This window comes from Thermodesulfobium sp., assembly GCF_053498235.1.
In genome coordinates this window covers 1-12,949 of the sequence record NZ_JBRCUV010000030.1, presented here as the reverse complement: position 1 = coordinate 12,949, position 12,949 = coordinate 1, and the positions used below count along the sequence as shown (strand labels likewise).

Here is a 12,949-nt window from a genome sequence, read left to right as displayed (position 1 = left end):
ATGTTAAAAAGAATACAGGGAATGCTTAGGACATTCTTGAAAAGAAAAGTTTTCATAATTGCTTTGCTATTGGGAGTTATTTTAATTGTAATTTTGTCTCTTAACCTTTTTAGTAAAAGGAATATGCCAATAAATCAGCCTGTTGTAGTTAAAGCTATGAAAGTTATTGTAAAGGATACCGACGTTTATCAGGACTATGTAGGTCAAGTGGAAGCTGTAAATGACGTTCAAATTAGATCCAAGGTGTCGGGCTATATTGTTGCAAAGTATATAAAGGGGGGTGACATTGTAAAGGAAGGTCAACCTCTTTTTCAGATTGATAAAAGAACCTATGAGGCTGCAGTTTCGAATGCTAAAGCACAGTTAGCTCAGGCTATTGCAAATTATGAAAATGCAAAACTTGATGCAGACAGATATAAAATTTTGGCTGCTCAGGATGCTGTTCCTCAGCAGACTTCTGATACTGCTACATCAATTGCCAAACAAGATTATCAGATTGTTGAAGCAATGAGGGCTAACCTAAAACAAGCAGAGGATAATTTAAGCGATACCTTAATTGTTGCACCTTTTAGCGGTAAGTTAGGTGTTGGAGATGATTTAAGCATTGGTGCATTCGTGACTGCTGGTCAAACTGTATTGTGTACCTTATCGTCGCCAGATCCGATGTATGTTTTGTTCAGTATTTCTGAGAATGATTACCTAAATATGATTAAAAATGGTATTGACCCAATGAAGAGTGATGTAGGGAAAAGCGTCAAGCTAATATTATCTGATGGTACAACTTATAAATATTTTGGGAAAATAACTGAGATAAATAGAGGGCTCACCCAAAATACTGGAACTCTCTCAATAAAAGCGCTTTTTCCAAATCCTGATAATATTTTAGTTCCTGGCATGTTTGCTAAAGTGGTTCTTCTAGAGGGACATTTAAAAAATGCTATTCTTGTTCCTCAAATGGCTGTTCAACAAATACTAGACAAGACGTTTGTTACTATTGTTGATAGTAATAACAAGACCGAAATGGTACCTGTTAAGATGGGACCAAGAATAGGATCTCTTTGGGTTGTGGAAGAAGGTTTAAAACCTGGTGACAACGTAGTAGTTGAAGGATTTCAAAAAGCTCCTTCAGGAACTACTGTTAAGGTTGAAGAAGTAAACTTAAAGTCATTGGGTTTACAGTAATTTATGGCTCAGTTTTTTATTAAAAATCCAATTTTTGCAATTGTTGTTTCGTTGATAATTGTTTTGGTGGGGTTTCTTGCAATGGTAAACTTGCCGATTGCAGTTTATCCACAGATAACCCCTCCTCAGGTAAATGTTATAGCAAGTTATCCTGCTGCTAATGCTCAAACTGTAGAACAAACTGTTGCCCAGCAGATGGAAGACCAGGTAAATGGGGTAGAGGGCATGGTTTCAATGTTATCTACTAGTACTGATGCGGGGAGTTATACCCTACAAGTTCAATTCGAACTTGGTAAAGATCCAGATATCGCTACAGTGCAAACCCAAAATAGAGTTGGTCAGGCCTCTCCTTTATTACCACCTGAAGTGGTTCAAACTGGCATTAATGTGATGAAGGTTACTCCTCAAAACGCGCTTGTTTTTTCTCTATATTCTCCTAAGGGGACATATGATTCAACCTTTCTTGCTAATTATGGAAATATAAATATAGTTCAACAACTGCAGAGAGTCAAAGGTGTAGGTCAGGTAATGATGTATGGAGCTCCCTTTGGTATGAGGATCTGGTTAAATCCTGAGAAGATGGCACAATTGGGAATAACTACAACTGATGTTTACAATGCAATCAAAGAACAAAATGTACAGGCAGCATCAGGTACCATTGGTCAAATGCCAATTCCTTCAAGTCAGGCATTCCAATACGTTACAAGAGTAAAGGGTAGATTGAACACCCCCCAAGAGTTTGAGAACATTATTGTTAGGGCTAATCCTGACGGATCCATTGTAAGATTGGGTGATATTGCTCGAGTTAATTTGGGCGGCAGGTTCTATGTTTATAACTCAACTATGAACGGATATAATGCTGCTGCTTTTGGAGTTCAATTAACTCCAGACGCAGATGCTTTAAAAACCGTCGATGAGTGTAAAGCAATTATAGCAAAGGCTGAAAAGAGCTTTCCACCTGATATGAAGGCTGAAATTATAGTGGATAATACCCTTTTTATTAGAGAATCCCTTAAAGAAGTCTTAAAAACTTTATTTGAAGCTTTAATCTTAGTTATGATAGTAATTTTTATCTTTTTACATTCATGGAAAGCAACTCTTATACCAATGCTTGCCGTGCCAGTTTCGTTGATCGGTACATTCGCAACCTTTTTGATTTTTGGTTTCTCAATAAATACTCTTACACTTTTCGCAATGGTTCTTGCAATTGGTCTGGTAGTTGATGATGCAATTGTAGTTATCGAAGCTGTGGAACATCATATTAGATATGATAATATGAGTCCTTTTGAAGCAGCACAGAAAGCTATGAAAGAGGTTTCAGCCGCAATAGTAGCAATCGCATTTGTTTTGGCTTCTGTTTTTATCCCTGTTGCCTTTTTTGGTGGAACTATGGGAGTTTTGTATAAGCAATTTGCATTAACTATTACTGTTTCTATGATACTTTCTGTAATAGTAGCCCTTTCTCTTACACCAACGCTATGTGCAAGAATGCTTACGCCATACAATCCAAACAAGCATAAGGGTATTTTGGCTAGATGTTTTGATAAATTTAATAACGCATTTGAAAGGGTTATCTCTGAATATTCTAAGATTGTTTATAAATTTGTTAGAAAAGCAAAATTAGGTCTCATTTTTATTTTATTATTGACTGCTGCTACTTTCTTTATCATATCTCATTTGCCAACTTCTTTTGTTCCAAATGAAGATCAGGGATATCTTATCGCTGCAATTTCTTTACCAGAAGGGACTAGTTTAAACGTTACGTCTAATGAAATAAATGCTATAGGTGAAGTAATTAGACAGATTCCTGGAGTTTTAGCTGTTACATGCGTTAATGGAGTCAACTTTTTGACCTTTGCTGCCGACTCAAGTACGGGTGTAATATTTATAAGGCTTAAACCATGGGATGAACGAACTTCTCCGCAATTATCTGCTCAAAGCATTTTAAGACAAATATTTATCAGATCTCAACAATTCCCTAATGCAACTGTTTTGCCGCTGCTGCCATCTTCTTTGCCAGGAATAGGTACAAGGGGTGGTTTTACTATGATGCTTGAAGATAGAGGTGGGACAGCAAGTTTTCAAGAAATGGATAAGATTTCCAAAGAGTTTATTGGAGAAGCAAAAAAGATGCCTGCAATAGGTACTATTTATTCGACGTTTAATGCAAACACACCTGGTTATACTTATGATATTGATAGAGATAAGGTTAAGAAACTTGGCATACCTCTTACTGACGTGTTCAACACAATGCAAACCTTTTATGGAGGGCTTGAAGTTAATGATATCAATCTTTATGGGAAAACTTACAAAGTAATAATGCAAGCCTTACCACAATTTAGAACAAATCCTGACGATATAAAATATTTTTACGTTAGAAATTCTGAAGGGAAAATGATTCCATTGAGTACTCTTGCTACTGCGAAGCTCACTGATGGTCCATCGGTAATACAAAGATTTGATGATTATAGGGCGATTCAAATCGGTGGTAACCCTGCTCCCGGATACAGTTCTGGTCAGGCAATGCAAGCTTTGGTTGAAGTAGCCAAAAAAGTTTTGCCTTCATCCTTTTCTTATGATTGGGCGGATCTGAGCTTAGAAGAACAAAAGTCTGGGCAGAAAGCGCCAATACTTTTTGCACTATCTCTTATTTTTGCTTTTTTGTGTCTTGCAGCATTGTATGAGAGTTGGTTTGTTCCAATAAGTGTAATTTTGTCAGTTCCTACTGCTATCTTTGGAGCAACCTTTTTCCAATATGTAAGGCATCTTGACAACAACGTTTATATGCAAATTGGACTTGTTATGCTTATTGGACTTGCAGCGAAAAATGCAATTCTAATAATTCAATTTTCAAGGTTAAGAGAAGAAGCTGGCATGAGTCAGCTTGAGGCAGTTGTGGAGGCTGCAAAAGTAAGATTAAGGCCAATTCTTATGACTTCCTTTGCTTTTATTTTCGGTTGTTTGCCATTAGCAATTGCAACGGGTGCAGGTTCAGGTGCAAGAATTGCTATGGGTACATCAGTAGTTGGTGGTATGTTTACAGGTACATTTATAGGTGTATTTATTATTCCAGTCTTATATATTGCAGTAGAAAAGGTTGCTTATAAAGTATTTAGAAGAAAGTAATTGTTATAAATAATATTATAATTATAGTATTTAAAATTCAACCGATTAAAAAGGAGAAATGAAACTTGGCTTTGTTAGAGTTTGTATTTAGAAATAATATTGGTTCTTTTCCTGTAATACATGAAATTTTTGAAGTTTATAGAGTAAAATATGGCAATCCGATCCGATTTCCAAACTATAGAATTTTACAGCTATCAAGTATAGAGGATGAACTAGAAAATATAAATGTCTCTCCCTTTTTTTCGATACTTTTTGGTTCTGGCAAAGCCTTTATTTCGAAAGGAATAAGGTTTGACGTTAAGGGAGTAAGTTTTTATAACATGTCAAGAAATTTGTTTTCTTTGAACGATATTTTAGATAATCTTGACGTGTGTAAGTTTAACTATAGAAATTTTTCTAAAAATTTGAAGAACTTTCTTTTCGAATTGGATCAGAGCTTTTTTAACGAGAGACAAGTTGATGTACGCTGCTTGTATCTTTTTGATCTGTTTGAAGAGTTGTTTGCTCCTTTAAAAAAGGAGGAATTGATTTTTGAAAATAAACTTGGCAATTTTAAATTTGAATGTGAATTTAATAATATATTGGGATAAATAAAAATGGATTTTTCTCAAATTCCTTCTGTATCTTACGTGCTTGAAGAAATAAAGAAGAGCAATTTCAGCGTCCCTCACGATTTGTGTGTATTGATAAGTCAAAAAGAAATAGAAAGAGCAAGAAAAATAATAAAAAAGGGAGAAAATATTAGTAAAGAAAAAATTTTAGAAAACATAAAGACAAAATTAAATTTTTATGATAAATCGGCGCTTAAAAGAGTTATTAATGCTACAGGAATTATTGTGCATACTAATCTTGGCAGGTCTCCTTTAAATGAATTGATAGCAAAAAAGATAGTGGAAACTGCTACTAATTATTCAAATCTTGAATATGATTTGCTTAATAATAAAAGAGGTAAAAGGGATTCGTTAATTAGAGATATACTCATAGCATTAACTGGAGCTGAAGATGCTACTGTTGTAAACAATAACGCTGCTGCTGTCTATATAACTTTGAATACCCTTGCTAATAAAAAAGAAGTTTTAATTTCACGATCTGAGCTTATTGAAATTGGAGGATCATTTAGAATACCAGATGTTATTGCCTCTTCTGGTGCGATTCTTAGGGAGGTAGGTACAACTAATAAGACTCATTTGAGGGATTATGAAAGCAATATAAACGAGTTAACTGGGGTTATTATGAAAGCTCATCAAAGCAATTTTTATCAAGAGGGCTTTGTTGAAAGCGTAGAAATCGATAAACTATCAGATCTTGCTAAAAGGAGGAAGATACTACTATATGAAGATTTAGGTAGCGGTTGTTTAGTAGATTTAAGAAAATACGGTTTGAGCTATGAGCCAACCGTACAAGATAGTATTCGAAAGGGTGTAGATATAGTTAGTTTTTCTGGAGATAAGCTTCTTGGAGCTGGTCAATGCGGGATTATATTGGGGAGAAATGAATTAATTGAAAAAATCAGGAAGAATCCATTGATGAGGGTTTTGAGAGTTGATAAGATGACTTTATGTGCTCTTGAGGGAACCCTAAGACTATATTTAGATAAGAGACATGAAGAAATACCAGTTTATAAGATACTTGCTAAAAATGTGGATGAAATGAGAAGTGACGCAAATAGGATTATCAGTAACGTCAAAAATGATAATTTAATGTTAAAAATTCTTGAAAGCGATGGTAGGCTTGGCGGTGGTTCAACTCCTAAGAGTTCTTTTAAAACTATTGGAGTAGGGTTGATTCACAAAAAATTATCAACAAAAGAGATTGAAGTTTTTCTAGCAAGAAGGACTGTACCTATTGTTGGTAGAGTTTTGGATGAATATTATTTTCTCGATATGAAAACGGTTTGTGGCGATGACATTGAGTTTATTTTAAATGCACTAAATGAAATGTTATAACTTGAATTAGCTAACCCCTATGTGATTTCAATATCATGAGCGTCATTTTAACGTTTATTATTATAAATTTAATTAATTGCCAGAGAAGAAATGTCCTTAAAAATTTTGTAAACCAAAGCGGTTTTGACGCAAAAAAGGCTTGTTCATAAGGTTTTCTATTTTCTACCATTTTTAATACCTCACTATTCTGGAATTATATACCAAAATGGTTTCTGTTTGGCTTTGTATATAAATGCATAGTGCAAAAGAAGTTTAATCCAATGTCCTGCTAGCCCTATTTCTCCAAAGGTATATTTTAGATCTCTGCCGTATTCTGGAAATTTTTTAAAGTCTGGGACAATTGGATAGACCGTAATAGAAACTGCTGTACCAGAAAAGAGTCCTGTTCCTGTTGAAGCTACGCATGCGGCACCTAATTTTGCCATGCTAGCAGTATGCAAAGGTTTATTCTTCCCTTTTATTAAATTTGCTATACTCTGAGCTACAGCTTTGCCCATCATTGCTGATGGCATTCCGGTTCGAGGGGCTGTTGGAGAGATCGTTGTCTTGTTAGGACTTTGCATTGGCTTGCTTATGGGATGTGGGGGTGCAAAAGCAATACCTATCGCAAAAATATTTTTGTATGTCGGATTTTGAAGTGTTTTTGGCCAATCTTCTGCATCCCATTCTGAATATGGTTTAGGATTGTAATTTCCATCGACTTTCATAAAGCCATTAGGTAAGAATAAAGAACTAGTAATATCTTCTCCATTTTTATTAAAAGCTTTTAATCCTACACCAGCAAATGGCGGTATTAACATTGCAAAGTCAAACTCTTGCTCATGAAAAGCTCCATCGAGGGTTTCATATTCTATTTTGTTTTTATCAATTTTTATTGGATGAGCTCTCTTTATCCAAAAAATTTCTCTTTCCGCAAAAAGTGACTCTGTAAAGGTCTTACTATGGACTATATATCCGCCATATTTTAAATGCATTCCGCCCATTCCAAAATCACCTAGTTCATATTCATTGGTCATATAAATTATTTTTGCTCTCTCTCTTACTCCTTCTCTTTTTAATTTTGATTCAACATTAAAAAGATACTCAAAGGCAGCTCCCTGGCAGGTAGCCATACCGTGCCCTATTCCAATTACAATAGTTTTATTCTTGCCAGCTTTCATTTCTTTAATTTGAGAGCTTAGATTTTCCCAGGCTTGCACAGCATGAGTTGCAGAGCAAATTGATTGAGAATTTTTTGATGGGCCTAATCCTTCTGTAGCGTCAAAATTAAGTTTTGGTCCGGTAGCGTTTATGAGATAGTCGTATTCAATAATTTTTTCACTTTTTGACGCTATTTCTTCAACGACTACAAAGGGGGATGCTATATTGTTACTACCTTCTGGATATATCTTTGTTGCCTTTGCGTTTATGTATTCAATATTAGCTTTTTTATAAATTGGTTCTAAATCAAATAATACCTGTTCTGGTTTCATATCTCCTACTCCGACCCAGACATTTGAAGGTATCCAATTATACTTTTTCGCGGGAGAAATTACAGTAATCTGATGGTTTTTTGCTAAATATTTCCTTAAAAAACAAGCAGCAGTATGTCCTGATATTCCGGACCCTAAAACTACAATTTTTGACACTTAGTATCCCACCTTTTTTAAAAAAATGCTTAATATATTATATATTATTTATTGATATTTGAATATAAAAATCATTAGCAGGAAAAAATCAGTAGTTTGACAGTTAAGCAGAGATAAAACTATAGTAACACAAGCATCCTGCTTGTGGTTTATTGCTATTTGTTCTTAAGCACTACTATAGTACCCTGAGCATCCTATAGTAACGCGAGCATCTTGCTCGCGAACAGTTTTTTGCTTTTAAAGCTACCAAGCAAGATGCTTGGTTTACTGTGCGTGCGCTGAGAAACTTGATAGTGTTCTGCGCTTTTTAAGATTACATATTATTTATTTGTATTTTAATATAAAAATTATTAGCAGAAAATAAAAATTTATAAAATAATTTTACTTATTTAAATTAAAACAAACCAAAAATATATAATAAATATTGAAATAGCTAATATTGCAATCCAAAAGTTTAAAATTCCTGTTGGAACTAATGTACTTAATAAAAACCAGTGGATAAGTATTTTTTTATTATTTTGAAATTTTTGCTGGATATCTAGATTTTTAATAATTACAATCAAGCCTGAGAGCGACCATCCATACAAGGCTAAATATCCATGCATTTGGAGCAATAAACTGTTTAGGAATTGATATCTAGGAATGTTTGAATAAAAAGATTGAAGAAATATCATTGAGAGTCCTGTGAGTGAAGTCAAAACAAGAAAGAACATTCCAGATATTAAGAGCTTTTTGTTTCTAAAATAACTAGTACTTTTAAAAAATAAATAAATAGTTAATAATATGAATATTGTTAATAAAACTGCACAAAAAATCTCGCCTATCACCATCTTAAAGATTATAAATATAAAAAATATAATAACACCAATATTTACAAACCAAAAACTGACTTCTTTTTGTAATTTAAGCTTTGGGTTATCTTTTTGATCTATTATGTCGTAAATAATTGAAAATATTATCAAAGATAATGGAAAGGAAAAGCCTAAATAAAAGTAATTTAAAGGTAAGATGTTAGATGGTATTATTTGTAGGTAATAATTATTTAAAATTGTTAATTCAGCTAAAATTAAGCCAATTGAGAGACATAGCAAGGAAGCTAAGTGAAACTTTCTCCCAACGGGAACTTTATAATCAAAAAAAGAAAAGGGGAAAAACCCAAAGTGATGAATTCTGACTCTTTCAACAAGAAAAACTAATATGATTCCTGAAATTAATGAAATAATGTAAAGATTTAGAAAAACGCTTGTACTAAAAATAAACGATGTTGTTAAATAAAGCCATGTATTTTTAGAGAATTTACTTTCTTTATTTGTAAACCATAATATAACTGTTCCACCTACAATTAGATTAAAGAAAAATATATGTAGACGCTGAGCTTGAAACGAGCTAGAAGATGTCCAAATTAGTAGGTCTTTTTGATGTGGGAAAACTAGACCTGCAAAACCAAATATAAAGCCTAATGTCGTGAGGAAAAAAATAGTTAATTTTTCGTATATAGTCAAATTATCACCATGTTTATATATTTTTTTTATATACAACATCAATAATTTTAGCATAAAAATGTTTTAGAGATTGTTTAATACCATCTTTGATAATATAAAAATACTTTTAGTTGTTTTTAAAATTAAATAAAGAAACGTATTAAAAACCCCGTACCTGTTGCTTCACATAAAAATTTAAACATAAGCATAACGTGAATTACTCCTTTTACTATGGCAAACAGGTTTTTAGGTTTTTCTTATATGTAATCATTTCAATTAGCTGTTCTTGAAGTCTCGCAATCTGTCTATATAGTTCTGCTGGATTTAAAAGCTCATATTGTTCCTTGAGTTTCTTTTTGGCAGTGTCAGTTATGTTAGTAGATTCTAATAGTCTCTGAACCACTGAATAGTTCTTCTGCTCTACATAACAATTATCGTTTTTTCTATATTTTCTTGACATTGTAAAGGATATCTTATTAGAAAGACAGTATCTATAAAGATGAGCATTTATGAATTTTTTCCCCAGGAAAATATTTTGATATTTTTCGTTTAGATTTTTCAAATGGGCAACGATTTGTTGTCTTTTAGATTTTTGATGAGGCAATTCGCCGTCTTGACGTAGGTGTAGTATCTTATATATAATATCAAAAATTTTTAAGGGGGCAAACTATGAAGGGGAAATTTAAGTTTCAAGATGGTTATATCTATAAGATGCCAGTGCATTTTGGAGGTTCTCAATTTTATCAATGGAGTGTGGTGCACGGTGACATGTTTTGTATTATTGTGCAATATAAAACTGATCCGGAAGCACTTCTCCAGTACCTGCCTGAAGTATTTGATCTTTGTGAACCAATTATAACTGTTCAGTATAGCAACTGTAGAGAAGTAGAGTGGAGGTCGAATGGTGAATATAGACTTATCCAGATTTCTATACCTGTGAAATATAAATCTAAATCTGAAGAAATTTCTGGTGAATATGCTCTCGTAGTTTGGGAAAACAAGACCTGTCCTATTATTGGGGGACGAGAAGAGGATGGGGTTCCAAAGATTTTTGCTGAAATTGCTCATGAACGCCATGTGGGAGATCATTGGTTCACTACTGCAAGTTACGAAAGCTGTACATTTCTTCAAATTGATATTAACAAAAAGAACGAATTATCACCAGAAGATATTAGTAAAATGAATGAAAATTCGAAAATAAACCTGTTTGGGTGGCGTTATTTGCCCAATATTGGAAAGGGAGGGGCTGCCTTGAGCCATCCAACCCTTTATCCTCAGGAAATGCATATAAAACAAGCATGGAATGGTGAAGGGAGTGTTAGGTGGAACAAACTCACTTTTGAACAACATCCTTTGCAGCATTATATTATCCAGGCATTGGCTGATTTACCAGTAATAGGATACACCAATTCAATAGTGTTAAAGGGTACAGCAAGGCTCAATGTAGGCGATTCAAGGATTTTATCTTAAATTAGGGGGAAAATATATGAGCGGATATTTTGAAAATAAGGTGGCAGTTGTAACTGGTGCTGCATCGGGTATAGGTTTGGGAATTACTGAACATTTGCTTGCAAGAGGGGCTAGTGCAGTATTTATGTGTGATATAAAGGAAGAAAATCTTAGTAAAGAATCTGCTCGACTAAATCAGATATATCCCGGGAAGGTTATACCGCAACTGACAGATGTTACTAAGTTGGAACAGGTTGAAAAACTGATTCATGCTGCCAAAGCTTTTGAAGGACATCTTGACTTTATGTTCAACAATGCTGGTATAGGTATGACACTTCCCACTGAAAAGATCACTTTTGAGATATGGAAGTTTGTCATGGATTTAAATTTTATGGGTGTTTTATACGGAACATATACTGCAATACCAATAATGCGTGAACAGGGTTTTGGACACATTGTCAATACAGCTTCCATTGTCGGAAGGGTTCCAGCACCTTATCAAGCAGTATATGCAGCGAGTAAAGGTGCGGTCATAATGATGACTGAGAGTTTACAATATGAGCTGGAAACAGAAGGCTTAAATTTTAGCCTAATTTGTCCTGGCAATGTCAGAACTCCTATATTTGATGATATTGCACCACCGCCTGACTCTGTAAGCGTTGATGAAGCGGTAGAGTATATCTTCCAAGAGCTTGAAAAGAAATCGTTAGTTATAATCTTTCCCCAGAAGATGCGAGATTTTGATACTTTATACAGGGAATACCATCAGGAATTTGAAAAGGTAGTTCGATCTTTAGCTGCTGAACGAAGGGAGAACTATCGTTTAAAAGGCACATATTGTTAGAGTATATTTTGTTATATGTATAAAATAAGGATTTTAGAAGAAGCGAATCTTCCTTTGGAAGTGGCGATATTGTTGATTGCTGCTTTAGCAATGCTAATTACAGGAATATTACTTTTTCCTGTATCAATCGGTGTGATTCCCTATTATGAAAATGGACTATATGGATTGCTCCTTTTTATTTTTGCCATACAGATAGTAACTATAGGTAAAACCCCATTTTGGGATATGAGTCGGTCAATGCCATTAATTATCATCGGTACAATTATTGCATCAGTAGGCATTGTGACCTGCTTTATTCCTGTTTTTTTGAGTCAAATTCCTGGTATTATGTTGTTTATCTTTTTTACTCCAGGAGGTTTCTTTCTTCTTTTTAGAACATTGCTTTCAAGAGAAAAACTACGTTCATGGTTAAAATATAAAGGGATTTTTAATCATCTGATTTTTAGTAGCATAGCTGTTTACTTTCTATCAATTTTAATTGGTCTACTTGTTTTGATGCACAATTTGCTAAATATAACCATGACTGCTGTGGTGGCTTTGCTTTTTGGTATTTTACTTATTTATCTATCCTTTGTACTTTGGAAAATATATATTATCTATCCTGAGGCAGAGAATGTTAATAAGGGAACAGTTAATCTTTCTGCCGATAAAATGCTACTTCTATTAACAGGTGTTTTTATGCTAATTTTGGGAGTATTGTTGATACCTGTGAGTTTAGGGGAACTTCCTTTTTCTGGCAGTGCCCAGTTAGGGTTGCTGATGATTATCTTCGCTATCCAGATAATGTCTTCTGGCAGTACTCCCATTGGCCTTTTTCCTAAAAGCTGGTTGATAATTATAATTGGACTTTTTTTCGCAGTACTTGGAATTATTTCGAATATTGTTCCGGACATTCTTGTTATGCCCTTGACTATTCTCATTGGAGTATTAAATATTGCTGGCGGTATTATTACTTTAACTAATACCTTTTTACCTCTACTGAAAAAAACACAAAACTATATTGGCAGTGTGCCTTTAATACTAAAGAAGCTTTTTTTTACTCAAATAATTATGGGTTGTCTTTCAATTTTATTCGGATTATCAATGTTAATTTCTTATCTAATTCCAGGATTAGTTGTTGGTGTGGTACTATTCGCCAACGGATGTGTTCTCTTATATTTGATTAAAATTTTACTTGTCATAGATAAGATGAGAAATCAAAATGAAACTATAAAGAATACACTTTAGAACAAGATTTGACATTTTTATGATGCTCAAGTTGTTTTTTTGCCAAACTACAGATATTTGATCAAG

10 protein-coding genes are annotated in these 12,949 nt (G+C 33.8%); 7 read left to right on the top strand and 3 right to left on the bottom strand.

Annotated features, from left to right (window positions below; all coding sequences use genetic code 11):
* From ACWIUX_RS03620 to selA, 4 genes are all read left to right on the top strand, one after another.
* The gene (locus ACWIUX_RS03620) at positions 1-1,182 is read left to right on the top strand and encodes an efflux RND transporter periplasmic adaptor subunit (RefSeq protein ID WP_448589366.1); all 1,182 of its coding nucleotides are present in this window, start codon (positions 1-3) and stop codon (positions 1,180-1,182) included.
* A gap of 3 nt (positions 1,183-1,185) precedes the next feature.
* On the top strand, positions 1,186-4,308 hold the full coding sequence (locus ACWIUX_RS03615; RefSeq protein ID WP_448589365.1) for an efflux RND transporter permease subunit: 3,123 nt from the start codon (positions 1,186-1,188) through the stop codon (positions 4,306-4,308).
* Positions 4,309-4,373: 65 nt separating this feature from the next.
* Entirely contained in the window at positions 4,374-4,898 is a 525-nt protein-coding gene (locus tag ACWIUX_RS03610) for a hypothetical protein (RefSeq protein WP_448589364.1), read from the top strand.
* Between the two features lie 6 nt (positions 4,899-4,904).
* A complete protein-coding gene (gene selA, locus ACWIUX_RS03605; RefSeq protein WP_448589363.1) occupies positions 4,905-6,254 on the top strand; it encodes an L-seryl-tRNA(Sec) selenium transferase in 1,350 nt (449 codons plus the stop codon).
* Between the two features lie 182 nt (positions 6,255-6,436).
* On the opposite strand, the gene ACWIUX_RS03600 is transcribed toward selA, so the two are convergent.
* From ACWIUX_RS03600 to ACWIUX_RS03590, 3 genes are all read right to left on the bottom strand, one after another.
* Positions 6,437-7,882: an NAD(P)/FAD-dependent oxidoreductase gene (locus ACWIUX_RS03600; protein WP_448589362.1), complete on the bottom strand. Its 1,446-nt coding sequence runs from the start codon at positions 7,880-7,882 to the stop codon at positions 6,437-6,439.
* 389 nt (positions 7,883-8,271) lie between these two features.
* On the bottom strand, positions 8,272-9,384 hold the full coding sequence (locus ACWIUX_RS03595) for a hypothetical protein (RefSeq protein WP_448589361.1): 1,113 nt from the start codon (positions 9,382-9,384) through the stop codon (positions 8,272-8,274).
* 208 nt (positions 9,385-9,592) lie between these two features.
* Positions 9,593-9,967: a hypothetical protein gene (locus ACWIUX_RS03590; protein ID WP_448589360.1), complete on the bottom strand. Its 375-nt coding sequence runs from the start codon at positions 9,965-9,967 to the stop codon at positions 9,593-9,595.
* 65 nt (positions 9,968-10,032) lie between these two features.
* Here ACWIUX_RS03590 and ACWIUX_RS03585 point away from each other — a divergent pair, with 65 nt between their 5' ends.
* From ACWIUX_RS03585 to ACWIUX_RS03575, 3 genes are read left to right on the top strand one after another with little or no spacing between them, the layout of a single operon-like run.
* Positions 10,033-10,833 carry an acetoacetate decarboxylase family protein gene (locus ACWIUX_RS03585; protein ID WP_448589359.1) on the top strand — a complete coding sequence of 267 codons (801 nt, stop codon included), beginning with the start codon at positions 10,033-10,035 and terminating at the stop codon, positions 10,831-10,833.
* Between the two features lie 16 nt (positions 10,834-10,849).
* The gene (locus ACWIUX_RS03580) at positions 10,850-11,656 is read left to right on the top strand and encodes an SDR family NAD(P)-dependent oxidoreductase (protein WP_448589358.1); all 807 of its coding nucleotides are present in this window, start codon (positions 10,850-10,852) and stop codon (positions 11,654-11,656) included.
* 15 nt (positions 11,657-11,671) lie between these two features.
* Positions 11,672-12,883 carry a hypothetical protein gene (locus ACWIUX_RS03575; protein WP_448589357.1) on the top strand — a complete coding sequence of 404 codons (1,212 nt, stop codon included), beginning with the start codon at positions 11,672-11,674 and terminating at the stop codon, positions 12,881-12,883.
* The last annotated feature ends 66 nt before the right edge of the window (positions 12,884-12,949 follow it).

Excerpts from the sequence above, each read along its gene's own strand:
- ACWIUX_RS03580 (WP_448589358.1), top strand. The coding sequence starts at position 10,850 with ATGAGCGGATATTTTGAAAATAAGGTGGCAGTTGTAACTGGTGCTGCA.
- ACWIUX_RS03575 (WP_448589357.1), top strand. The coding sequence starts at position 11,672 with ATGTATAAAATAAGGATTTTAGAAGAAGCGAATCTTCCTTTGGAAGTG.
- ACWIUX_RS03585 (WP_448589359.1), top strand. The coding sequence starts at position 10,033 with ATGAAGGGGAAATTTAAGTTTCAAGATGGTTATATCTATAAGATGCCA.
- ACWIUX_RS03620 (WP_448589366.1), top strand. The coding sequence starts at position 1 with ATGTTAAAAAGAATACAGGGAATGCTTAGGACATTCTTGAAAAGAAAA.
- ACWIUX_RS03615 (WP_448589365.1), top strand. The coding sequence starts at position 1,186 with ATGGCTCAGTTTTTTATTAAAAATCCAATTTTTGCAATTGTTGTTTCG.
- selA (WP_448589363.1), top strand. The coding sequence starts at position 4,905 with ATGGATTTTTCTCAAATTCCTTCTGTATCTTACGTGCTTGAAGAAATA.